Origin of the sequence: Desulfosarcina alkanivorans, assembly GCF_009688945.1 — a bacterium.
GTDB classification, from domain to species: Bacteria; Desulfobacterota; Desulfobacteria; order Desulfobacterales; family Desulfosarcinaceae; genus Desulfosarcina; species Desulfosarcina alkanivorans.
Map to the genome: position 1 here is coordinate 1,062,628 of NZ_AP021874.1, position 23,980 is coordinate 1,086,607.

General features: G+C 47.2%; 20 protein-coding genes. 2 read left to right on the plus strand and 18 right to left on the minus strand.

Features of this window, described 5'->3' with window-relative positions:
* Positions 1-41: 41 nt before the first annotated feature.
* Positions 42-335, minus strand: coding sequence for a hypothetical protein (locus DSCA_RS04695; RefSeq protein ID WP_155315329.1), 294 nt, complete (start codon positions 333-335; stop codon positions 42-44).
* A 183-nt stretch (positions 336-518) separates the two neighbouring features.
* Between DSCA_RS04695 and DSCA_RS04700 the strand changes: the two genes are divergently transcribed.
* Positions 519-1,214, plus strand: coding sequence for a Bax inhibitor-1/YccA family protein (locus DSCA_RS04700; protein ID WP_155315330.1), 696 nt, complete (start codon positions 519-521; stop codon positions 1,212-1,214).
* A 181-nt stretch (positions 1,215-1,395) separates the two neighbouring features.
* Here the strand turns inward: DSCA_RS04700 and glmM are convergent, their stop codons facing one another.
* The 15 genes from glmM to DSCA_RS04775 form a co-directional block, all read right to left on the minus strand.
* Entirely contained in the window at positions 1,396-2,760 is a 1,365-nt protein-coding gene (gene glmM, locus DSCA_RS04705) for a phosphoglucosamine mutase (protein WP_155315331.1), read from the minus strand.
* Positions 2,761-2,966: 206 nt separating this feature from the next.
* Positions 2,967-4,196 carry a protein GlmU gene (locus DSCA_RS04710; RefSeq protein WP_155315332.1) on the minus strand — a complete coding sequence of 410 codons (1,230 nt, stop codon included), beginning with the start codon at positions 4,194-4,196 and terminating at the stop codon, positions 2,967-2,969.
* A gap of 62 nt (positions 4,197-4,258) precedes the next feature.
* Complete coding sequence (locus DSCA_RS04715) at positions 4,259-4,702, minus strand: hypothetical protein (protein WP_197904740.1); 444 nt, start codon at positions 4,700-4,702, stop codon at positions 4,259-4,261.
* On the minus strand, positions 4,699-4,953 hold the full coding sequence (locus DSCA_RS04720) for a nucleotidyltransferase domain-containing protein (RefSeq protein WP_197904741.1): 255 nt from the start codon (positions 4,951-4,953) through the stop codon (positions 4,699-4,701). Before DSCA_RS04720 ends, DSCA_RS04715 begins: the two co-directional genes overlap by 4 nt.
* Before the next feature lie 49 nt (positions 4,954-5,002).
* Positions 5,003-6,853, minus strand: coding sequence for a glycosyl transferase (locus tag DSCA_RS04725; RefSeq protein WP_155315334.1), 1,851 nt, complete (start codon positions 6,851-6,853; stop codon positions 5,003-5,005).
* Positions 6,854-7,136: 283 nt separating this feature from the next.
* A complete protein-coding gene (locus tag DSCA_RS04730) occupies positions 7,137-8,111 on the minus strand; it encodes a GDP-mannose 4,6-dehydratase (protein WP_155315335.1) in 975 nt (324 codons plus the stop codon).
* A 492-nt stretch (positions 8,112-8,603) separates the two neighbouring features.
* Positions 8,604-10,538 (minus strand): asparagine synthase (glutamine-hydrolyzing), encoded by a 1,935-nt coding sequence (asnB, locus tag DSCA_RS04735; protein ID WP_155315336.1) that lies wholly within the window; start codon positions 10,536-10,538, stop codon positions 8,604-8,606.
* 36 nt (positions 10,539-10,574) lie between these two features.
* Complete coding sequence (locus tag DSCA_RS04740; protein WP_155315337.1) at positions 10,575-11,954, minus strand: O-antigen ligase family protein; 1,380 nt, start codon at positions 11,952-11,954, stop codon at positions 10,575-10,577.
* Positions 11,951-13,174 carry a polysaccharide pyruvyl transferase family protein gene (locus tag DSCA_RS04745; protein ID WP_155315338.1) on the minus strand — a complete coding sequence of 408 codons (1,224 nt, stop codon included), beginning with the start codon at positions 13,172-13,174 and terminating at the stop codon, positions 11,951-11,953. The genes DSCA_RS04740 and DSCA_RS04745 overlap by 4 nt, the downstream gene beginning before the upstream one ends.
* Before the next feature lie 4 nt (positions 13,175-13,178).
* Positions 13,179-14,573 carry a Coenzyme F420 hydrogenase/dehydrogenase, beta subunit C-terminal domain gene (locus DSCA_RS04750; protein WP_167527603.1) on the minus strand — a complete coding sequence of 465 codons (1,395 nt, stop codon included), beginning with the start codon at positions 14,571-14,573 and terminating at the stop codon, positions 13,179-13,181.
* Positions 14,563-15,867: an oligosaccharide flippase family protein gene (locus DSCA_RS04755; RefSeq protein ID WP_331457183.1), complete on the minus strand. Its 1,305-nt coding sequence runs from the start codon at positions 15,865-15,867 to the stop codon at positions 14,563-14,565. The genes DSCA_RS04750 and DSCA_RS04755 overlap by 11 nt, the downstream gene beginning before the upstream one ends.
* A gap of 77 nt (positions 15,868-15,944) precedes the next feature.
* Complete coding sequence (locus DSCA_RS04760) at positions 15,945-16,769, minus strand: glycosyltransferase family 2 protein (protein ID WP_155315341.1); 825 nt, start codon at positions 16,767-16,769, stop codon at positions 15,945-15,947.
* 147 nt (positions 16,770-16,916) lie between these two features.
* Positions 16,917-18,173: a glycosyltransferase gene (locus DSCA_RS04765; protein ID WP_155315342.1), complete on the minus strand. Its 1,257-nt coding sequence runs from the start codon at positions 18,171-18,173 to the stop codon at positions 16,917-16,919.
* 68 nt (positions 18,174-18,241) lie between these two features.
* Positions 18,242-19,333, minus strand: coding sequence for a GDP-mannose 4,6-dehydratase (gene gmd / locus DSCA_RS04770; RefSeq protein WP_155315343.1), 1,092 nt, complete (start codon positions 19,331-19,333; stop codon positions 18,242-18,244).
* 14 nt (positions 19,334-19,347) lie between these two features.
* Positions 19,348-19,716, minus strand: coding sequence for a hypothetical protein (locus DSCA_RS04775; RefSeq protein WP_155315344.1), 369 nt, complete (start codon positions 19,714-19,716; stop codon positions 19,348-19,350).
* 220 nt (positions 19,717-19,936) lie between these two features.
* Between DSCA_RS04775 and DSCA_RS32395 the strand changes: the two genes are divergently transcribed.
* Positions 19,937-20,584, plus strand: coding sequence for a DUF4372 domain-containing protein (locus DSCA_RS32395; RefSeq protein ID WP_155315345.1), 648 nt, complete (start codon positions 19,937-19,939; stop codon positions 20,582-20,584).
* 524 nt (positions 20,585-21,108) lie between these two features.
* On the opposite strand, the gene DSCA_RS04785 is transcribed toward DSCA_RS32395, so the two are convergent.
* Positions 21,109-22,326 carry an ISL3 family transposase gene (locus tag DSCA_RS04785; RefSeq protein WP_155315346.1) on the minus strand — a complete coding sequence of 406 codons (1,218 nt, stop codon included), beginning with the start codon at positions 22,324-22,326 and terminating at the stop codon, positions 21,109-21,111.
* Positions 22,327-22,601: 275 nt separating this feature from the next.
* The gene (locus DSCA_RS04790; protein WP_155315347.1) at positions 22,602-23,891 is read right to left on the minus strand and encodes an IS701 family transposase; all 1,290 of its coding nucleotides are present in this window, start codon (positions 23,889-23,891) and stop codon (positions 22,602-22,604) included.
* Positions 23,892-23,980: the final 89 nt, after the last annotated feature.

A 23,980-nucleotide genomic window follows, 5' to 3' on the forward strand; every position in this document is an offset into this window, starting at 1 on the left:
AACGTCCGATAAGATATATTATGTAAAATTAAAGCTGGCGATCATGACCGTCCGGGGTTGTCGCCTTCACGCCGATCGAATTTTTTCAGTATGTCCCGAACAGCCGGTACCACGAAAAGATTTTCATGGGGCAACCCGGCGAGTGCCCGTGCCAGCACCATGGTCTTTTTGTGCAGGGTGATGTTTTTATCGATAATACAGTGCATTTTCCCTCTGATCAGGCAGAATCCGCTTTTGACGGGTATGCCGCTGCCGCGGAAACTCTGTTCGGAAACCGTTACGCCGAGTTTTTCCGATAAATCCTTCAGCTCCTGGTAGATCTGTTCAGGTTTCATGGCAACGATGGACTTTTAGATTGATACCCTGGTAAAAAGTCGCATTTCCGACGGGTCCGGATAGTTTTTAAAGTACCGTTCATATCAGCTTTATGCTTGAAAATAAAGCAGCCTGTGTTATATTCCACTGGTACGCAGCAAGGAATGAAAACAATTAAATTCATTAAGATACGGAGGTTTTCAATGCAGTCGATTCCAATGGAAAGAACCCAGGCACAAGTTCAGGTGAACGCCTTTGTGCGCAGCGTCTACAACTGGATGGCGATCGGTCTGGCCCTGACCGGCGCGGTGGCGTGGTTTGTGGCCCATAACGAACCGGTGCTCCGCTTTGTTTACCAGGCGCGCTGGATCTTCTTTATCGGCGAACTGGCCCTGGTTTTCATGCTGGCCGGCCGGGTGCACAAGATGAAGGCATCCACCGCCACGGGTATGTTCATGTTTTACGCAGCGCTGAACGGGGCAACCATGGCGTTCATTTTTCTGGCGTACACCATGTCATCCATCGCCTCCACATTTATGATCTGCGCCGGGACGTTTGCCGTCTGCAGTGTTTTCGGGTGGGTCACCAAACGTGACCTCACCGGTCTCGGCAGCTTCATGTTCATGGGGCTGATCGGTATCATCATCGCGTCCGTCATCAACATTTTCCTGAAAAGTCCGGCCATGCAGATGGTCATCAGTTACATCGGCGTGCTGGTCTTTACCGGCCTGACCGCCTATGACACCCAGAAACTGAAAGCCATGGCCATGTCCCAGCCGGCCGGCCTGGACGGGGCCGTGGTCAGAAAAGGCGCCATCATCGGAGCCTTGACCCTCTACCTTGATTTCATCCTGATGTTCCAGTACCTCCTGATGATTTTCGGCGGAAACCGCGATTAAAAAAAAATCCCCTGATTCAGGCCAGATGCCTGGACCAGGGGATTTTTAGGTTTCAACGCCGCTATCGGATTTTTAAGGAAGCCTTCTACCTTCTACCTTCTACCTTCTACCTTCTACCTTCTACCTTCTACCTTCTACCTTCTACCTTCTACCTTCTACCTTTTACCTTCAACCGACCTCGTCACCCGTTGCCCAGCTCCTGTTCGACCACCCTTGCAATCTGCCGGCACAAGGCGTTGGTTTCCTGCTCGGTGGGGCCTTCCACCATCACACGACATTGCGGTTGGGTGCCCGAATAGCGCACCAGCACCCGCCCCTGTTCACCGAGTTGGTTTTCAACGGTTTCGATGACCTGCATGACCGGACCGATCGTACCGATTTCCGGTTTGGCGCGCACATCCACGTTGATCAATCGCTGGGGAAACACGGTCATGACCGTGGAAAGCTCGGAAAGCGGTCTGCCCGAGGATTGCATGGCTTCCACGAGTTTCAGGGCCGCCAGCATCCCGTCACCCGTTGTATGGTGGTTTAAAAAAATCATGTGTCCGGAATCTTCACCCCCCAGGACGGCATCCGCCGCGACCATTTCCTGCATGACGTAGCGGTCGCCGACCCTGGCCTGGATGTGATCGATGCCCATTTTTTTCAGAGCGGCACCGAAACCCAGGTTGCTCATCACCGTGGTGACGACCACCGGATTGGCCAGCTGCCCCTTTTCTTTCATGTCCCGGGCACAGATCGCCATGACCTGGTCACCGGAAAGCACCGTCCCTTTTTCATCCACGGCAATCAGCCGGTCGGCGTCGCCATCGAAGGCCAGTCCCAGGGCGGCACCGTCCTTCACAACCCTCTCGGCCAGCGCCTCCGGATGCTGGGACCCGCAACCGTCGTTGATGTTGATTCCGTCCGGGCTGCAGCCCATGGTTTTCACTGAGGCGCCCAGTTCCCGGAAAAGCACCGGCGCGATATCACTGGCGGCACCATTGGAGCCGTCGACCACCAGCTTCATGCCGGCCAGTGAGATCCCGTCGGAAAGGCAGCCCCCGACAAACCGGCGATATTGGCCGCGGGCATCGTCGAGGTGATGGACGGTGCCCACCTGTCGGATGGCCGCGCTTTCAGCCAGCAGCGGCCCCGGGTTTCGGATCAGCGCCTCAATGCCGGCTTCGGCCTCGTCGGACAGTTTATACCCGTCACGCCTGAACAGTTTTATCCCATTGTCGTAATAGGGATTGTGGGAGGCGGAAATCACGATGCCGGCGTCAAATCCACGGGCCGCGGCGAGGAAGGCCACCGCCGGCGTGGGTATGACACCGGCCAGGTAGACGTCTTTTCCCATGGAACAGATACCGGCCGCCAGGGCACTGACCAGCATGTTGCCGGAGATGCGGGTATCCTGGCCGATGACGAAACGGTTGGATCCGCCCGTGGCCGTGTTTTCAAAAAATGCGGCAATGGCCCTTCCGGCTGTCAACGCGGTCTCACAATCCAGCGGGTACTGATTGGCCATGCCCCTGATGCCGTCGGTTCCGAATAAGTCTCCCACTGATGTGTCCTCTGTATTCTTTGACAGTTCCGTAAAAAGTCCGATATCTGCGTTACGCTTCATCCCTCGTCACTGCGGCGTACCATAAGTACGCCTCATTCATCGGGATTCGCAAGCCTTGATCTCGAACTTTTTACAAAACTATCTGAAATGTGACTTTTTACGAATCCGTATTCTTTAAGTGTCCGCTATCTTCTCGTGTGGACCTAACGGATCGACGGAAACAGGTCCAGCAATTTTTCGGTGACCCGGTCGACAATCTGTTGCAGCCAGTCCGTCCCCGCCCCGGTTTCATCCCCATCCAGGCTGCGGATCACCGCGATGTAATTGCCGCCAGCCGGGTCGGCCTTCTTCTGGAGGCAGGACAGAAACGGCCGGTTCACATAGGCGTCCATGCGGTCCATGCAGCTGCCGATCAGTTCCCCTGCCTGAATGCAGTTCCCGGCCAGTTCCTCTTTCTGCCGGACGAGGGAAGCGGCGGCGCTGGCGCCCATCTGCCGGAGGTACAGGTCCCTGGATGCGGCCAACTTTTCACAAAAGCCGACAAACCGCCGGACGCGTTCGGACACGGCAAGCCGCAGGGTGTCGGTCAGGCCGTCGTAAAGGGGTTGGGGAAAACGGTCTCCGACGAACAGCCGACGGACATGGGTGTACCAGGCCATCAGGGCCACCAGGTTGGCCATGTAGACGATGTTGCTGACGGCCTGCCGTTTTACGGAACGGTATATCCCGGTGGAATAGGGAACGCTCCCTCCCCTGCCCCCGCCTTCGAATACCAGACGGTCCGGTTTGAGCTGGTCCTTGCGGTACACCGATCCGGCAGCGATCACGGTGCCGTAGGCAATTCGGCAGGGCCCCACCAACCCCCCCTGCCCGCCCAGAAAAATAGGGTTCTGATTGAGCATCACCCCCCTGGGCACATCCCCCATCAGGGATGCCGTGGCCTTGTCCTGGTTGGGTGTATAATTGAAATGAATGTAGGAACTGCCCACCTCGCTGTGATTCTTCCGGCTGGTCCCGCCGGCCATGAAACAGTCGCAGAAATTGATCAGGCTGCCCAGGGTCACAAATGGAAACAGGATGGTCTGCTTCAATCCCACGGTATGGGCAATGCTGGCCTGTTCTTCGAAAATGGTGCCCTCACGGACATGGGCGCCGGAACCGGCTTGGGCGCCTTCCAGGAATACCGCTTTTTGAAAAAAGCCCCCCTTCAGCCTGACCCGGGGGCCGACCTGGCAGTCATCGATGGTAACGGGCGCCTCGCGGCCCAGTTCAGCGCCTGCACAGACCAGCGTGTTGCCGCCGAAGAGTTTGCATCCGGCGTGGATGACCACGCCGTCGCCGGAAATCCTGTCGATATCGACATCGTCGCCGATCTCCACGCTTTCAGGGGCAGGCAGTTGAACGCCTTTTTCGATCAGGGCTTGTGTGCGCATGCTTTTTTACCATAAAATTATTATAGTTATTCAAATTTCAGACAAACTGGAGGATGCCATCTTTATTTTAGATATCGTTCTGAATAGGAAATTATTTTTTCGACACTATTTAGCAATGGGGGTGTCAATTCCAACACGCTTTCAAAGATCGAATAAATGGTGTCTGATTTATATTCATGCGCAATTTCGTTCCTCAACAATCGGATATGAATAAAATCTTCTGCGCTTTCAATAATCCCTTTTTTTTCAGCACGATTTATTCTGTCCCTGACGGTTCCGGAATTTTCCAGATCCAGTACATCAAAATATCTAAACACTTTTTGTATTATGATATCGCTGAGTCTGGCAAACCTTCCGGTTAAGGCCTCAAAACTCTCCAGTTCTTCTTCTGACAAATCCGCCGATACTCCAATCTTGGCGCATTTGGTATATGAATAAGTCAACACGTCGGTTGCTTTGTTTAATTCGTCCAACTCCTTTTGCATTGATTCTTTTACATTTTTCAATTCAAGCGAACTCCCTTTTTCAATGCAACCCTGACAAACGGGTCCTTGCTATCCTTTGCAATGATCAGATCAACCTTCTGCTCTTCTATTTTTTCAAATAAAACAGCCTTGATCTTCAGTTTATCCCTGAACGTCAACCGACTGGAAAAAATCAGGAGGTCGATATCCCCGCCTTTTTGGCGGTCATCAACCCTCGATCCAAACAGGTAAATCCTGGCTTCAGGATCGAAGCGAAGAACCGCGTCAACCACAGCCGATTTTTCCTCAGGCGACAATCTCATGATTCATTTTAACAGAATTTCAATGGTTTACCAGCCAATTTTCGACAGGCTCCAATTGTATGGAAAATTTCCTGAGAAACAGTCCATTTTGACGACAATACCGGACGGCCGCATCGAAAGCCTTTTCATTTTCATCGGCCGTGCTGTTAAACGAGAGCAGAACTCCCCGGACCGGATGCTTTTTTCTCAGCTCCGATAATTGATCAAAACTGCCCCAGATGGGATACCCTTGAATTTTTTTGCCGATTTTCAGCGGGTTGTCGTCGATGAACCCCACCGGATTGATATTCAGCGCTTTGTTGTTCAGGATTTCCCGCAATAACAGTTCCCCGCCCTGCCCGGCCCCGTAAATGACCACATGATCCCCGGCCAGTGTTTTCCGTTTCATGGTTTCCGTAAACAGCCGGAACGATCCCCGGGTGCCCAGCAAAAATGCGGTCGTAAGGATCCAGTCCAGCACGAAGACGCCTTTGGAGAAATCCTGGAAGCGGAATAAAACGGTGACACCGGATATCGCGATCACCGTCGCCAGAAAGGAACTGCGGCCATACTGAAACACATCGCGGGTGCTGATGTATTGCCAGAACCCGCTATAGATTCCTGACATGTAAAAAATAATCAGCTTGACGGCGATGATTACGGGCAGCGATTTCAGGAACACCTGGAAATAATAATTGAAATCCTGACCACTGAAACGGAGCCGGTAAGCCAGATAGTATGAAAAGGCGACCAGGCCGAAGTCAAGGATGACCATCATTATCTGACGCTTGTAGGTCAACTCGAGCAGAACCGGTGTGAATTTGCGCCCGCGCAAAACGGAAAATTCCTTCTCCGGATAAACGCGCAACTGGGCCAGGTAGATTCCCATGAGGATGATGGCCAATACGACGGGGATAATCACTGCCGGGGAGGTCATGGTATCGCTGCGACTGACAAAAATTCCGGCGATGCCGGAAACCGCGCCAATCCCGTAAAGGAAAAGAACGGCGCTTTTTTCACTGAGCCCCATCAGAACCAGGCGATGGGAGGTGTGGTCCCTCCCCCCGGTGGAGGCCTTGCGGCCGCTCAGCAACCGGATCACCGTCACCAGCGTGGTGTCCAGCAGGGGCACCATCAAAATTAAAAGGGGCACCGCAAAAGCGGAAAGACGGCTTCCTGCGGCAAACCCGCCATGATGCAGGCTCAGCACCGCCATGGCAAAACCGATGACCAGGCTGCCGCAGTCTCCCATGAAGATGGACGCCGGGTTGAAATTATAAACCAGAAAGGCGCCACAGGAACCGGCGATGACCACGGCCACGAAAAAAGCAGCCGGGTCGAAACCGGCATATAATCCCGCCATGGACAAGGCGGCGACCATGGCCACACCGGCACACAGCCCGTCCATGTTATCGAGCAGGTTAAAGGCGTTGGTAATGCCCACAATCCAGACAAGGGTCACCATGGTATCCAGGGTCAGGGATACAAACCAGCCCAGCCGGAAACCCAGAAACACCACCATGCTGGCGACAATAATCTGACCGATCAGCTTGTTCTGGGGCTTGAGGCTGATAAAATCGTCGGCCAGCCCCAATAAAAAAAGAATTGCCGCCCCCATCCCGATCACGGCGGCGATGGATGGAAGGGGCGCGCCGCGTCCCGGTAGAGCGATTGCCGTCCAGAGGGTGTAAAAATCTGCGACGATGAACAGCGGCACGGCCAGTCCGATAAAAATGGCGATACCGCCGAAAAGGGCGGTGGTTTTTTTGTGCCAGCGGTCTTCCCTGGGCCTGGCCACCCACCCTTTTTTAATGGCCACAAAGCGCACGACGGGCGTCATTGCAAGGCTGATGAGAAATGCGGTCAGACCGAGGAGTAAGGAGGTTTCCATGATGAAGCATCGAGCCAATTATGAATTTTTAATTTTATATCTTTTATTGCGCCTGAAAAACAGGGTCCTTTGGGCCAGGTCAAGGGCAGTGGGCGATACCTGAAGGCAGTGAAAAAGAATCCAGGAGCCAGAATTCAGAACCCGGAAGAAGGTTTCGCGATTGGCTCATTCCTTCATTCAGAATTCATCATTAAAAATTGACAGTCTCGTTAAAAGTCGAAAATCCCTTTTTGCTGTCGTCCCCGCGAAGCCTTCCAGCCGTGTCATTCACGCGCAACCGGATTCACTTTGATTTGATGTACGCAATCACCTGAGACAGGATAAAATCCAGACTCTTGTCCGGCGCAAAGCCGGTCAGCCGCTCCAGTTTTTCCGTGCTGGGCACCCGTCGCTGCATGTCCTCGAAGTCTTTTCCAAAGGCCTCGTCATAGGGAATCAGCTGGATCGTGGATGTCGAGCCGGTCATGTCGATGATCTTGCGGGCCAGGTCCAGGATGGAAATCTCCTCGATGCCGCCGACGTTGGTCACCTGGCCGGTGGCCTTTTCGGACGCCATCAGTTTCATCAGCGCGGAGACCACATCCTTGACGTAGGTAAAGGTTCGCGTCTGGGTGCCGTCGCCGAACACGGTGATGGGCTCATTTTTTAACGCCTGGGTGACGAACCGGGGGATTACCATTCCATAGGCGCCTGTCTGCCGCGGGCCCACCGTGTTGAACAGGCGGGTAATGACCACCTCGAGCCCGTTGGTCCGGTGATGGGCCAGCGCCGTGAATTCATCCATCAATTTGGACGCGGCATAGCTCCATCGAAATTTGCTCGAGGGGCCGTAGATGATGTTGTCCGTCTCCACCAGGGGGGCGTGCAGGTGCTTTCCGTAAACTTCGGAGGTAGAGGCAATCAACACCCGCTTTTTAAATTTGTTGCACATCTCGAGGATTTTTTCAGTCCCCTGGATGTTGGTAACGATGGATTCCAGCGGTTTGTCCAGAATCGTCTGCACCCCGACGGCGGCGGCCATGTGGTAGACGACATCGCAGATACCGGTCAGTTCCAGCATCATGTCATGGTTTAATATCGTATTGATGTGGACGAAAATCCTGTTTTTATAGGCCGGATTGTCCTGAAGAAAGCGGATGTTGTCCATGGACCCGGTGGAAAGGTCGTCAATGATATAGACATCGTCACCGCGTTCAAGGTGGCTTTCCGCAAGATGGGACCCGATGAATCCGGCTCCGCCGGTAATTAAAACACGCATTTAAATCTCCCTTATTGATAAGTCCAACAACTTTCGAAACAGAAGTTTATCTCTAATATCTGAAAATATTTATGATGGCAATTTTTTATGGGCAAATTGGCAAGGACATCATATCTGATACAGCCCTTAATTAGTGTCGATCGATAAATGATGGATTTTCATAGCCGAGAAGAAGTAAAAATATTGACAGAGCTTTCAGCGGAACACTTTTTCCTGATCAATCCATTGAATTACTGTTATTTTACCAAAATCGGCTTAATCCAAGCGCACTTGTTCTGCCAGTCTGCAAAATGATGCCAAGCCGGGCCAGTTCTCAAGTGGCTGGCTTGGCCCTGGCGATGGTCAGCAAGTTCGCGGCCACAATCGACGACCAGACATAGGATTTAAACGAGTCCCATCCTTTCCAGGTACATCGGGAAAGGCCAAGACAACGCTTCAGCTTTATTACGGGTAGTTATTCCCGTGGATGAGCACTAATTAGCGAATTGATTCTTACTTTAACCATCGTTCCCGCCACATTTCCCACATTAGTAATGTCCACAGCCGGTGCTGATGATTATATAATCCGAGTTGATGTTCGCTTAAAAACCGTTGAACTAATTGGCAATCCAGCAATCCTTCGACTTTCAGGCGATCGAATGACAGATAATCATTTAAGAGTTCCTTCAACTCTTTCCTGAACCATTGGGCGATGGGGACTCCAAATCCCATTTTAGGCCGGTCAACCAGCTGTCGCGGAACATACTTGCACAACAATTCCGTTAATAGATATTTCCCTTTCCCATCTCTAATCTTTAACGACATCGGCAATTGGGAAGTGAATTCAACCACCCTGTGATCCAGCAGCGGCACTCGTACCTCAAGACTGGCAGCCATACTCGCACGGTCCACTTTGGTCAACATATCATCGGGCAAGTATGTCTGTTGATCCACCATCATTAATCGCTGGATTGTATCTATCTGTGTATACGATGAAAAAATATTTTCATAGTTACCTTGCGGCACACAGCATCCGGTTAAACTAAAAATATCGTCCTTAGACCAGATGGAAACTGTCGCCCGGTATAAATCGGGCAGCTCAGAATGACTAAGCTGATTAACCAGTTTTTGCCATTTATCAGAAAAATTCTCCACTCTCATTCGCTGCGGCAGAATGTTCCAGACCTTCTTATAAAAAGAGTGAAGTTTCGAAATGGGAATCTTTCCTATGTGATTGCCTATCCGTTTGCGGATGCTTCTTGGTAAGCAGTTTATATAACGCGCCACGGCCGCCGTCATCCAATAACGGACATAACCGGCGAATTGTTCATCCCCACCATCCCCAGACAGCGCCACCGTTACCTGTCTGCGTGTAAGCATACTGACCAAATATGTTGGGATCGATGAAGAATCGCCAAATGGCTCGTCATAAATTTCTGGTAATTGCGGAATGACCTGTAAGGCATCTTGCGATGAGGCATAAAGCTCCGTGTGGTCAGTGCCAAGATGATTGGCTATCTCTCGGGCCCAAGGCGCTTCATTGTAACCTTTTTCTTCAAAGCCGATACTAAAGGTTTTTACCGGAGACCGGTTCACTTTCTGCATCAACGCGACGACTATGGACGAATCAACGCCTCCACTGAGCAAAGCACCCAATGGGACGTCGCTAATCAGTCGGTCGGAAACCGCCTGCGTTAACAGGCGGTCAAGCCTTGAAATTGCATCATTTTCTGACATTCGATTTGAGGTTAGGACTTCACTTTCACTTCCGGGGATTTTCCACCACTGCCTTTTGGTTAACGCCTTTCCATCAAAGATAAGAAAATGTCCTGGTTCCAGCTTAAATGTATTTTCAAAAATGGTTTTTGGAGCTGGGACATATTGATAATGAAGGTATAAGTGAAACGCGTCTGGATCTGCCTGACGTTGAAATACGGGAAATGCCATTAACGATTTCAACTCCGACCCGAATATGAAAGTTCCCTCTTTAAAATAGTAATAAAGCGGTTTGATTCCCAATCGGTCACGGGCGATAAAAAACTTTTGACTGGTTTTATCCCAAATGGCAAAGGCAAACATGCCAATGAACCGATCCAAACATGCTGGGCCCCATTGTCGATAAGAATTCAGCACAACCTCAGTGTCGCTATTGCTTCTGAAAAAAAAACCTAATGTTTGTAGTTCTTTTCTTAAATCCTTAAAATTATATATTTCGCCATTAAAAACAATTGTGAAACAATGATCTGCGCTTTCCATGGGCTGATGTCCAGCAAATGAAAGATCAATAATGGAAAGTCTTCGATGACCTATGCCAATGCCATCTGATTGGCTGACCGCAACCCCGAAATCATCGGGTCCCCGACGGGACAATGATTGAACCGCAGCAGGCAGGTAATTCGACAACAATTCAAAATTTTCTTGTGAAAAAAAACCGACGATACCGCACATATTTATTCTTGTGTACTTTCAATTTTGTAAATTTCGTTATGATTTATTGTATGAGTGAAATTTTAAAGCCGCTTTTTGTATTGCAAAAAGAAATATTAAAATCGATATCAAGACGGGTGAATAGAAATATGTCTCTGTCATATTAATCGCTAACAAAGAAATTATAGCAACAAATGTTCCGCGTTCATATCCATAGCCTTCAATTATAATTAACCTTTTGAAAATAACACAAAAATATTTATAAAAGACAATAACAAATATAACCATTCCAAATAGACCGAAGTCCCCAAAAAGTGATATATAAAAATTATGTGAAGTAAGCCATGTTCCATAACTGGTAGTTGTAGAACTTCCATGGAAACCGGAACCAAATAATTTGGTCAAAAAATGACAATCATTTAATGATTCTATTCCTTGTTGCCAAAATTCTGAACGATTACTCGTAAGACGTTTTGAGAACCCATCACCTCCAATACCAAAACATTCAGCAACCGACTTTATGGTGCTGTCCGGAGAAAGAACGTATGAAGATAAAAAATAAAGGCATCCGATAAAAAAGGGGATGCATAAAAGCTTGATTAAACTTTTTAATTTAAATTTCCCCGCTAATAAATAACGAAAAAAATCAATTAGCCAAATGACAAAAATTCCAATAATAAGGCCAATAATTGCAGCACGAGACACTGTTAATGCCAGTCCGACTATCACAACAACTTTTACGACGATAGACCATTTCTGTTTCAAACCGAACAACAAAAGGGCAGAAAACACAGACAATATTGCACCGGCCATATTCGGCCCTTCGCTAAATCCCGTTCCCCGTGTTACATTAAAGCCTGGGCAATTTCGATGGTACCAAAGGACTTGATGAGGATATATCGGACCAGTCCATACCGATATGACAACACCAATTGAATAAATTAAACCAAAAGTAATCAATATGGTTGACAATGTACTGAGTTGCCCGAAGTCCATAATTCTTTGCATATAGTTGCATAACAATAGTCCACCCAAGAAGCAATAAATCAATAATTGAGAGGCATAAGCAATGCTTGAAATTTTCATTGAAGCGATTGAAATTAAAAACGTGTAAATTGCAAAGCAACATAGAATTTTAACTCCTGAAGGAAACACAGAAATATGGAAACAGTTTTTATATACCAAGATGAGCCATAAAAAAAGTCCAAAAATTCCAAGTCCCAAACTAGACTTTTCAGGAAGAAAGCTTAAAAAAGAAATAGGAATTTTAGGAAAAAAAAGCATCATTATAAAAAAAACCACAAAACCTATATGGTATAATTTCATCATTGATGGACCAGTAAAAATGTGGTCTGATTTGTGATGATTTAATCCGACTTCGGTTGGTTTTAATGCAATGGTAATAAGGGACGGCAACAAAACAGGCGCTATTTTCAAAATGATGACAATGTTTCTGATAGCCTTAAAACGGCCGTTTCTGAATAATTTCGAATGCTTTTCATTTTTTCATACAATTTGTTTTTACACGCCTGCTCATCTTGGATCAATTTTTTAAAGGTTTTCCACAAAGAGGTATCATTAGTTTCCTGTGAGTCCAGTACATAATTGAGATGACCAAATAGGTCTTTGTTTATACCTTTGGCTTTTACGCTATAAGCAATTGAAATTGTAGGGATACAACTTGACATAGCTGCAATTGTCGAATGAGTTCGGGCACCGATCATAAATCGGCATTTACCAATTACATATTTGATTTGAGATGCATTTAAAGAATCATCCATCATCTCTATACGTTTATGATAGTGTTTCAAATTTTTAAATATTGGATTCATGAAGACAGCATCATTATTATTGCTATCGTTGTCTGTAATAACATGCGGAATTAGCAGAACCGAAAAATTTGTTTCTTTAAAAATCTGATTAATAAAATGGCTCAAATCCTTTCGCAAATCGTTCCCTGCTTTTCGATATCTATTAATAACTGAACTTATATTGATTCCCAATACGCCATCACCTGGTTCTCCTGGCCAGAAATTTTCTATATCCACGGGTTCTTCCTTAAGAAGAAATGCAGGATCTGGAACCCGAATAACGTTGGTCAAACCAAATGCACTGCAAAGATACGATTCAGAAACCGATTCCCTTACCGCAATCAAACGCATCCTTTTCAAATGATCTTTTATAATTGGTACAAAATAAGGTTCAGCATCAAAGGGGCCAACCGACGCACCCCACAAAACTACCGGCTTTCCCATGTCCATTGCATGGCCATCCATTGCTAACAACGGTGTTGGCAGGCGATAATCTAAAGAATAGTTATCCCCTCCAACCGAAAAGACAGCATCAACCCCTGAAAGCATATCTCTATAAGCTCGCGGCAGTGGAAACGGCCACCCCGCTTTTTTTAATGATGGGATTGGCAATCGCTGCAGATTGACCCAGTAACGGGCAAAAGATGGAAAACCGGAAGGAACGAATCGCACACCGTCTTCATTTGCATCCGGCCACTGACCTTCGTCATAGGAAAGGCTATCACTTGGGACCAGGATCTCGACATTTTTAAACGCTCTATTTAGAAGTCCGGCGGTACTGCGAACAATGGCTTCACATCCTCGGTTGTGGAAAGATCTCTGGCCGGTCAAAAAAATTTTTTTCATCTTCTCATCTTTTAAAAAGCAAAAATAGTTTTGATGGATGTTTCAGCACGCGAAAAACCCTTGCGGACAAACGTGAAAATATCAGCGGAATGCTCAATAACAAAAATGAACGTTGGAACTCAACCATGTTTTTCCCCTTCGTCCTTTGCCAGTTTGTCTTGCTGGATCGCTGAATCTTATACCGTGTTTCGATTTGCCATCTAAATTTTTTAAAAATATTGCCGTCTGGATCGATACGCTTGTGCGGCACCCGGATGGATTTGATCTTTGCTCGAAAAAGTCTTCCTGCCAATACTGTTCGCTTATTGTGAACCCCTCCCTTCTGGCTTTGAAGAATTTTTTGTTTTGGGATTGAAAAAAGGTGACACGTATTTCTCTTTTTCCCTTTAAGTAGTATCTCCGCCAAATCCGGATGTCTAACCACCATCATCGAATAACCCTTGGGATCACGCTCATATTCAGGCAACCAGGCATCCATGAAGGAAATATCGCCAAGTTCAGCAAAAATATCGTCACAATAATTGCAAGCATTAATTTGGAAATAACCGTCAATCCATATATTGCTGATGCGGGAAAATGGGATATCCTTTCCCACGCGCCCATCGTCTGTAATTGCGCGAAATTGATAGTTACCTGCCCGGTTTGTGTTAACCTTACGCCTGTAATCGGTCAAGCATACATCCTCCGGATCCAACCCCGAGAGACGGATAAGATATTCCGTATAAAAACGGTTTGGGAGGTGACCGCAAGTCAAGCCCATAGTATAGATGACCCTGCGGCGCAAACGAGGCATTAATTCCATGGCCAAGTGCAGTCCTTTTAGAAAGCAGGGAAGACCAACGACACAATAACGTCGTTCATCTTCGCGTGAATTCATTCTGGCAACTACCTCAGACATGTCTACCGGATAATAGCGTGAACCTGCCGCATTTCTGATATCTGTCGTTTTATCAAGAATATCATATTGAAACAATCGTTCTTGATGGCCGGTTGGCCTGACGCAAATAGCCGCATCGATTATATTTTCTTTTAAAAGTGTCTCAAGCATCCACGTCGCCATTCCCCCAGATGTGCCATTATCTCGTTGACCATCGATACAGGAATATCCGACAAATGTATCGAGATACCAGCCTATTTTCTGGCATTGATATATTTCAACGGCTTTACCGAACCGCAATTTTGCCAAACGCTCCTCGCTGTTGCTTTGAGGGCCAAAAGGACAAACCTCCAAGCATACCCGGCAATGGGAGGGGCAGTCCCTAATTTGCAGAGGTACCAGATCACCATTTTCTTCCCAACCCATGTGCAGGTTCTTTGAAGGACAACAGCCAGCACAAATACCGCAACCTACACATAGCCCATTATCAACCACCTCAGATATCACCTGCTTACCCATCATTACCAATTTTCCTATATCGCAGTGTCCAACCCCGCCAGGCCTCATTGCCAAACACCCTTTTTTTTACGGCAAGGAGGTAAGCACAAAGAATAACGGTTTCACTGGCAACAGTAGCTGCCGCTGCACCATAATAAGAAAAAAGGGGGATTAGAATAATGTTGAGAAGAATGTTAACAGCCGCTGCAACGCCCATGTAACAAACTTTATGCCGCATGTGATCTTGGGTCACAAGTGTCCCCCCTACACTGGTAGCTAAAAATCTTAGAGGAACACAAACAGCAAGTACTAAAACGATTCTACCGGCTTCAGAATACACCTTGCCGAACAGAAGAGGAACTGCCCATGGAGCCAACATCAAAACAACAACCATGACAATCAAGCCAGTCGTAAGCATAACACCGCAGCCAAATCGAAAAACAGCCAAAAATTGTTGGCGATCATGCTCTGCCCAGCGATGCTGTTTGTGTAGAAGGTACTTTTGATAAACGACCCCTGGTAACATATAAACCGCCGCCATAGTTGCATAAGCCACATTATACAATCCCGCAATTTCTGGTCCGCGCATCCATTTTAATAGCAATATGTCGCTTTGGAAATAGATGAGATAAAAAATACCGGCAATAGCAAACGGCCATGCACCGGCAAAAACATCCCGAACCCGCGGCGAAGGCAGTCCTATTTGAATTTCTTTGTTGTGTCCAACGAGGTTGAAATTCGCTTTAAACATGCCCGCGATCAAAGGAGCACCGATAGCCATAATGGTTATTGCCACTCCCAAAAAACCGCCCCCAACAATATAAAGGGCGCCGCCTGAAAACATAGCCATAAGGGCCACAATTAGCCGCCCGGCCTGAGGCAACATCAACCATAGGGTTAGAGTGACATAGCGTTCTTCAAGCTGAAGTCTGGCACTGACTAGATCGACAACAGCAAACATACCAATCATAGGCGTAAGCCACCAGATCAGAGAGAAACCATTTCCGGAACGATCTATCGAAGAGTAGGTAAAAAGTAGACCACACGCAGTCAGACAAGAAATTACCACAATACGCAATGATGACTTCAACCACTCTTTCCCTGACCATCCTTTTTCCCCAAAGATTTTCAACCAAAAAGGGCCGATTCCAAAACTGGCTATGGCCCCAAGCATGGTCACAGCAACTAAAGAAGATGCCAAAATACCGTAATCAAAAGGGGTCAAGGCTCGTGCAAAAATTACTTGGGCAATAAACACAAATCCTGCACCACTGATGGTTCCAATCCAAAGAAAGGAAATACTTTTAATAGCGTTCAGAAGGACCTCTTTTTAATCTCAGGTTATCTGGAGTCAGAATAAACGGTATTTCTGTGGGCGTTTCAATTAGAGCCTCCCTACCTTAATCGAGAGCGCTGGAGTACCAACTTGTAAAAAAGAAACCTTTTAATAAATTTCATTAAGGACAATACAATCAGTCCGTTGAGCATCAGGATAGTGATGAATCCCTTTTGGTATAATTTAATATAAGTGTCAATTTCACCCTTTTCCATCTTCCACAAATTCCCGCTAAGCCCCCCATCACCATAAAGCGCTTTAAAGGCAAAGGCTAAGGGTAAGGAAATAAAAACGCCTTTATTCCCATTAAAGATGGTTTCCAGCCACAACAAATAGTCTTCCGAATGTCTTTTTTCAGGATCAAATCGCAACCCAATGGTTCTGCGAAGCATAACTGTTGAAGTCTTAAACTGGTTAGCAATCAAATTTTTTAATGGGCGTATTTTCCTGACATGCCACCCTTCATTTATTACAGGCGTCCGAATTGAAGAAAAAGTTTCTACGATCTGATGGCCGGAAATAGCAATATCCGAGTTTTTCGTCATCCATTGATATTGGATTTCAAGTTTTCGGGGGTGCCATGCATCATCCGCATCCAAAAAAGCAATGTAATCTTGCGTTGCCGCGTTCCACCCTTCATTTCTTGCAGCACTAGGCCCTTTCTGGCAGGGAAAATGGATTGTAACTATTTTCCCAGACAAAGCACTATCCATGCAAACTTTAGATAGTTTTTTTGTTTCATCAAGTGTATTGCCGTCATTTATAATTATAATTTCTGTAGGTTGAACTGTTTGATGTTCAATGGATAATAACGCTCTTCGCAATGTATATTGGCATCGAAAGCATGGGATTATAACTGAAACAGGTGCGGAATAAATTTTCATTGAATAGATTTAATCCTTCATTCAGGAATCAAAATTATTTTTCATAAAGGATTCGATGGTCTTTTACCGTTATTCATAAAAACAAAATGGGGAAAGCACTGAAGCCGTCCCCATGGTGTATGGCACCAAGTCATGAACCCGCTGATTTTAGTTTCGGTATGGTGTCCTGCCGATCATCAATTTTTCATATAACAAATCGATATCATATATTAAACGTTCGATCGAATAGTTTTTGATAACGAAATCTCTGGCTGTTGTCAATCTACAATTATCGGACAAGTAGTCACTATCAGTTATATATTTCAATGCATTTGAAAACGCAATCGAATCGTCTTTGGGACAAAGAACTCCTCGCTCACAGATTTTAAAACCAGAACCATCAGGCTGGTCCGATTCGATCCGCCCCAGCAGATCCTTTATCCCCCCCACCCCGGTGGTGACGACAGGCACCGAAGCGGCCATCGCTTCGATGATTGAAACCGGTGTCCCTTCATTCAACGAGGTCAGTGCCAGAACGTTCAAATCGGCGTATATCATGGGAATATTCTTTTCCCACCCATAAAACACCACATGATCCTTCAAACCCATCTCAAGCGAATAAAGCTCCAAAGGTCGCCTGAGTTCACCATCCCCGACAATTATAAACTTAACCTTTTTGTCCTTCGCGTTCTTTAAATAGTTCTTTGCCGCGTCGAGAAACATCTTATGATTTTTTATCGGCACCAAACGTCCTATGAGTCCGATCAGTAACGTGTCATCCGAGACTCCGATTTGATGGCGCAAAGTCCCCTTTAGCTTATTCGCTTGAACAAACGGATTCAAATCAAATCCCAAATTGATCAGAAAAATCTTGGATGAATCCGCCACCTTATATTTTTTGGAAAGCTCCCATTTCTGTGTACTGCTGATAGCGACGATTCCATCGGACACTTTTGCAAGCAACCTTTCAATGATTAAAAAAATATAGGTCTTTATCGGTGTGAAGTAGGAATCCAGCACATGCCCGTGAAATGTATGCACCATTATAATTTTCTTTTTTAAAAACATGTTGCAGATAAAGACAGCAAATCGTGAAATGGTACCCGCTTTCGACAAGTGTGAATGCACAACATCGGGTTTAAAACGGTTGATGGTAGACATGATTTTCAATAATGCCATTAAATCCTTTAACGGATTCAACTCGCGTTGAAGTTCCGGTATGGCGATTATATCGGCCATGTAAGATTGAATGATATAGCTCATATCCCCTTCGTTTGCCGAAAGGGAACCTGCAATTAACTTCGTTTCGTATTTTGTGTTACTCAAGCCTTCGGTTAAGTTTTTAACATGTATGGATGGACCACCGACATTGAGGCGTGAGATAATTCGTAGCACTCTAATTTTTTGATTATTAGGCTTTGACACTGTTTTTTTCTTCTACAGTCTGTTGGAACACATAAAAACCTATGCACTCCGTATTTGATGAAATGGCGTTATTCATTGTGCTGATTCACGCGGAAACCCGCCCGTTGGCATAGTTCGTCCCGCTTGGATTCCTCCAGATCGGCCTGGATCATCTCCTGCACGAGGCTTTCAAAGGAAATCTCCGGTTCCCATCCCAGTTTCTCTTTGGCCTTTGTCGGGTCGCCATGCAGGGTTTCGACTTCAGTGGGTCTGAAATATGTCGGATCAACGAAAACGATGGTTTTCCCGTTGGCCATGTTGATCCCCTTCTCATGGATGCCCTCCCCTTCCCATCGAATGGCAAGCCCCAACGCCTTGCCGGCCAGTTCGATAAACTCGCGAACCGAATGTTGCTCACCGGTGGCGATAACAAAATCCTCCGGGCGTTCCTGCTGGAGCATGAGCCATTGCATTTTGACGTAATCCCGGGCATGTCCCCAGTCACGAAGCGCGTTCAGGTTCCCGATATAAAGACATTCCTGAAGCCCCAGAAAAATGCGTGAAAGCGCTCTAGTAATTTTTCGGGTAACGAAGGTCTCTCCCCGTATGGGGGACTCGTGGTTGAACAGGATTCCGTTGCACGCATAGATGTTGTAGGCCTCCCGATAGTTTACGGTGATCCAGTAGGCGTAAAGCTTTGCACATGCGTATGGTGATCGGGGGTAAAAAGGCGTTTTTTCGGTCTGGGGCGTCTCCTGGACCTTCCCATATAACTCCGAGGTGGATGCCTGGTAAAACCGGGTTTTCTTTTCGAGTCCCAGCAGGCGGATTCCTTCAAGAAGACGCATCGCGCCGAGGCCATCGACATCGGCCGTGTATTCCGGCGTCTCGAAAGACACCTGGACATGGCTTTGGGCGGCAAGGTTGTATACTTCATCCGGCTGGGTCTGCTGCAAAACACGGATAAGGTTGGTGCCGTCAGTAAGATCCCCGTAATGCAGGATCATCTTTCGTCCTTTTTTGTGGGGATCTTCGTAGAGGTGGTCGATTCGGTCAGTATTGAACGACGATGCCCGGCGCTTGAGGCCGTGGACCTCGTAACCCTTTTCGAGAAGTAGTTCTGCCAGATAGGCCCCATCCTGCCCGGTAATTCCTGTGATGAGCGCGGTTTTATTTTTCATATGAGTTTTTATCCTCAATCAAGAAGTAAAAGATTTACAGCTGGTGCGCCAGCTTTTCTCATAATGTAAACATCATCAAAACATACGGTGCAGATTCCATTGCCGCTCTGGCTTCGTATTCCAATTCCTTTAAATATGTCGTCAGGAGGCTCCAAGGCGACAGGAAAATAGAATTGCAGTCCTCCTTGCCCCTCTACCTCATAATTGGCTTGTTTTAGGGATAAAACCATCGACATTGTGAACGATTGGCCCAGTATCGGGATCTCTCTTTCCAAACTCCCCCAGAAAAAATCAGATCTGAGTTCATACTCCGGAGGGGGGTCTAAAATAGCCAGCGATGAAGATATAAAATCTCGGTCCCCTCTTATTTCATAGCTGTCCAATAATAATCACCGAGGTACTTTCCGAGAAAGCTTGTTAAACGGACACTGACATCGCCATTAATGGATTGAACAGAGATAGTTGCCTTAATACCGATAATCACACTTGTCCAAAAACAGATTTGAATGGAAATAGTTCGATGAGCACTTGAAGAAAAACCTCCCAGTAAGGCATGGTTTAATCGCCAAAAGAAACCGTTAGCCAAACAAATGAGGCAAACAGATGGTACGCCATGCAAGCTTATTCAGTCAACTGGTTGCTTTGTTTCATCGAGGTCACTTTTTCAATCTGGTTTTCCGCCATCAAGCCGAGCGGTACGCCAAAGGCTTCGGCAACTGGGATCATTATGTAGCCATGCTTTTCTGTCAACTCGCTCAAGCAAAGAGTCTACGTGAAATCTGTGGCGGATTGTCCTGTTGCCTTGGAAAACTTCGTCACCTGGGGGTGAAAAAGGCCCCTAACAATTCCACGCTGTCCTATGCCAATGCCCATCGTCCCTGGCAGATGTATCGCGATCTGTTTTATCAGACGCTTGCCGTGTGCAAGATGGCTGGTCCGGGCAAACACCGGTTCCGGTTCAAAAACAAACTGCTGTCGCTGGACAGTTCGACTATCTCACTGTGTCTTTCACTTTTTCCCTGGGCCAAGTTCCGCCGGGCCAAAGAAGCCGTCAAGCTTCACCTGCCATTGGATCATGACGGGTATCTGCCGACCTATGCCTATATTTCCAACGGCAAAAAGCATGATGTCACCATCGCCCGTAAATCGCTCTGGCACCGTATTCAATCGTTGCCATGGATCGGGGATACAACGATTATCGACTATATGCGTACTGGACAGAAAATCGGATCTACTTTGCCACCCGCCTAAAGAACAACGCCGATTACACCGTGCTTGAAGAACGATAGACCCCTTTCAATCGAAATATCCTGGCCGACGAACTGATCCGGCAAATAGAGTCGTTCTTCAAGGCACTCAAACAGCACCTGAATGTGAAAACCTTTGTCGGAACCAGCGAGAACGCGCTGTATATCCAAATTTGTACAGCATTGATCGCCATGCTGCTAATCAAGTACCTGAAGTTTAAGTCCCGATTCAATTGGTCGTTGTCAAATCTGGTGGCTTTTCTCAGATGGAATCTTTTTACTTACAGGAATTTATGGGAGTGGATTGATAGACCCTTTGATGTCCTCCCCGTAAAGGCTGAGCCTGTCCAATATCTGCTTCCGTTTAAGGGAATTGGACAGCACCAATTGAAAACGGAAACCTGATCCTGAAATTTGGGTCCTTGGTAACTTAAACGATTGAAATATCAAAGAGTGATTTCAGAAATCTGATTATCTTGGACAGCTTTGACCGATAATATTCGAAGGCTTTTTAGGCTCCTCGCCGTTTCATGTGGGTAAGTCAAAATTCAACTTGCCTGAAATGAGATAAATCATAGTAATGAGGTTTCGTTTTGTTCGATAGCCTCGGGCTCTGGCCTTGGCAGCCTGGATCAGGCTATTAATTCCTTCCAGGATGCCGTTATTGATTTTAGAAGTAAACCATCGCAAGACGCCGTCCCAGTGGTTCTTGATGGTTTTAGCGGCATTGATGATCGGCTCCAAACGGCTGTGAGTCGCCCAGAAGTACCATTTCTTTAAGAAGGCTTCAGCAAACTCGAAAGGTTGTTGGTACATCTCCTGGAAATTGAGTTTGATGTGGTAAGCCCGGCTGGTTTTGAGGTTAAGTTTTTTGATCGTTAATTGTTCAAGCAGGTCGCTCTGTGACGCCTTGAGATTGGGTTGATTCTTTAACCAGATATAACGACTGCCTTTAAGCTCAGGACGGTCCTTGATCTCTTCTCGTCGAACTTGGTCAACGGCATCGTTTAGGATCTTTATTACGTGGAACTTTTCGAAGGTCAGGTGTGCTTCTGGAAACTGTTTTTCAACACCGCTGATAAATGCCAGGGACATGTCGCAACACATCTCCTCAATGGCGCCAGGATCGCCACCGTGTTCGATTAGGTCTTGTTTAAACCGTTGCACCGTTGAAGCATCCTTGCCATCAGTAGCGAACAGAACTCTGGATTCATCAAGGTCCACAAACAGGCTCACATAGTTGTGGCCGCGCCGACGGGAGGTTTCATCCACACCCAATTGCTTGACCTGGCTTTGATCAGCGTCTTTTCGGGCCTTGTCAACATAGTGGTGTAGGATACGCCATAACCGAGTATCGTGCTCGTTAACGAAGGTGGCGATGGTTTTTACCGGCATGGCTTTGGCCAGCACCATGATCATCGCTTCAAACAACAGCGTGAAGCCGCTGCCGGGTCTGGCCCAGGGGACATCGACAAGGTGGGTGCCACACTTGTCACAATCGATCCTGGCAACTCTGACGGTCAAATACGCCTCGTGCTGGAAAAAGTTCAGGTGCCGCCAGGTTTTCTCAGTGGGGTCGTAAGCCTTAAGAGCAATCTGCCCACAGGTGGGACAGGTGAAGGTGCTCCCTTTGGGGAAATCAAGGCAGATGTCCAGACGCTCCTTATCGGAGTCAAATTCCGCTGCGGACACCTGCCAGGGTGGTGCCAGACCAAGAGCAATTTGAAGGAGTTCTGTGTCTTTCATAGTGTAAATCAAATATCACTTGTACGGTAAGTCAATCAACCGGCTACCCATACGAAACAGCGAGAAACCTAAATAGTCTTCCGTTCGTCTAAGGGTTACTGTTGGACACGATTTAACCCTACAACGTAACTTAGTGTTCTTTGAAAATTTCACGCATGCGTCTTTTTCGATGTGACAAGTAGGCCCGATGGTTCCGGGCCTGTATCCAAGCAACCTGTTCGAGTAGGCTTTCAAGCGTGTGCCGTTTCATTGGCAAAATGAGTTTGATAAGGATCTTAAGCTGCGACAGCGTAATAGATGGCGCTTTTTTTTCCCATCCTGATTTTCAGGTGCCAGAGGAAAAAATGGGCCAGCATGCACGTTAGCATGTGGTGCTGCCATCCAGGAAACTTGCGCACCTCGTAGTGATCCATGCCCAACTCGGTTTTGGCCTCCTCAAAACACTGCTCGATTGCCCAACGCAGGCCGCTGAGCCATACGAGTGTTTTCAGCCTCGTGCTCGATGACGCATTGCTGATGAAATAACTGTATTGCGGATCATCGCCAAGGCTACGTCGGATTAGCAGCCATACGGTTTTCTGAGGAAGCCCTTCAGCGGACAGGATGACCCGGCGACGGGTAAACTCATAAACGATGGGTCCTTTGGTGCCTTCGGACACCTGCCGACGATACCAAAAATAATCGTTGATGTTCCGGGCCAGTTCTTCCACGGTCAACGGTTTGCTATCAGGATCGACCAAAAGCGTCTTTGTCCGGGTTTTCCCACCCCAGCGATACGATCGGGTAATGGTCATCGGTCGTTTCAGCCAGCATCGTGTATCTTTGGGAACCGATACGAGGTAGGTTTTGTCCGGCAAGGACTCAACCGCGGCGATAAAATCAGGGCTGATCCCGTATATGGAATCGCCAAGCACATACTTGAAAGGCAGGACGTTTTCTTGATTGACAGCGCTGAGCATCTCAACAGCCAGTTGGGGTTTAGTCAGGAAAACCGTATCTTCAGGCAGATTGCACTTTTTCCGGCGCTCGATGTAATCGTCGGTGAACCATTTTTCGGGGAGAAATAGCCGCTTGTCGACCATTGCATATCCGTTTTCCGATACGTAGGCGGCGAAGACGCCAACCTGGCAGTTTTCGACTTTTCCGATGGTTCCGCAGTATTGTTTGGCCACGCCGATAGAGTCCTGGCCCTTTTTAACAAAGCTGCTTTCGTCGAAGATCAAGGCACCGTCAGGACTACCAAGGTCATCGTTAACAAAACTACGATACTTGGTTAATATTTTATCGTCGGCCCATGGCGCATCGCTGACAAAACGTTGCATCGCCCTGACATTGCCATCTTTCACGGCCAGCGCGATAGGCTCGATGGATTTATGCTCAAGCGGGCTGAATTGTCCGGCCATAAATTTTAGAAAGTGCTCTCTGGATTCGCTGCGTTGAAAACAATCGTAGAACTGTTCGTGAAATCCTTTGAGTTCATTCATAAAATCTTTAACATCGCCTTTCCCAAGATCGAATTTTGGAACCGGGTAAAGGTGTTCGTCGCACCGCGTGACTGGTAGCATGGTCTGCCTCCTTTATTAAAGGGTTGTTGCGTAGTATGGCAGACCTTGGGAGAAATTACAAATTAAAAATTCATAAGTAACGTTGTAGG

What these genes read in the sequence shown, in the direction of transcription:
- DSCA_RS04695 (WP_155315329.1), bottom strand. Translation starts at nt 335, where the DNA reads ATGAAACCTGAACAGATCTACCAGGAGCTGAAGGATTTATCGGAAAAA.
- DSCA_RS04700 (WP_155315330.1), top strand. Translation starts at nt 519, where the DNA reads ATGCAGTCGATTCCAATGGAAAGAACCCAGGCACAAGTTCAGGTGAAC.
- DSCA_RS04710 (WP_155315332.1), bottom strand. Translation starts at nt 4,196, where the DNA reads ATGCGCACACAAGCCCTGATCGAAAAAGGCGTTCAACTGCCTGCCCCT.
- DSCA_RS04725 (WP_155315334.1), bottom strand. Translation starts at nt 6,853, where the DNA reads ATGGAAACCTCCTTACTCCTCGGTCTGACCGCATTTCTCATCAGCCTT.
- DSCA_RS04730 (WP_155315335.1), bottom strand. Translation starts at nt 8,111, where the DNA reads ATGCGTGTTTTAATTACCGGCGGAGCCGGATTCATCGGGTCCCATCTT.
- asnB (WP_155315336.1), bottom strand. Translation starts at nt 10,538, where the DNA reads ATGTGCGGTATCGTCGGTTTTTTTTCACAAGAAAATTTTGAATTGTTG.
- DSCA_RS04745 (WP_155315338.1), bottom strand. Translation starts at nt 13,174, where the DNA reads ATGAAAAAAATTTTTTTGACCGGCCAGAGATCTTTCCACAACCGAGGA.
- DSCA_RS04750 (WP_167527603.1), bottom strand. Translation starts at nt 14,573, where the DNA reads ATGATGGGTAAGCAGGTGATATCTGAGGTGGTTGATAATGGGCTATGT.
- DSCA_RS04760 (WP_155315341.1), bottom strand. Translation starts at nt 16,769, where the DNA reads ATGAAAATTTATTCCGCACCTGTTTCAGTTATAATCCCATGCTTTCGA.
- gmd (WP_155315343.1), bottom strand. Translation starts at nt 19,333, where the DNA reads ATGAAAAATAAAACCGCGCTCATCACAGGAATTACCGGGCAGGATGGG.
- DSCA_RS32395 (WP_155315345.1), top strand. Translation starts at nt 19,937, where the DNA reads ATGGTACGCCATGCAAGCTTATTCAGTCAACTGGTTGCTTTGTTTCAT.
- DSCA_RS04785 (WP_155315346.1), bottom strand. Translation starts at nt 22,326, where the DNA reads ATGAAAGACACAGAACTCCTTCAAATTGCTCTTGGTCTGGCACCACCC.
- DSCA_RS04790 (WP_155315347.1), bottom strand. Translation starts at nt 23,891, where the DNA reads ATGCTACCAGTCACGCGGTGCGACGAACACCTTTACCCGGTTCCAAAA.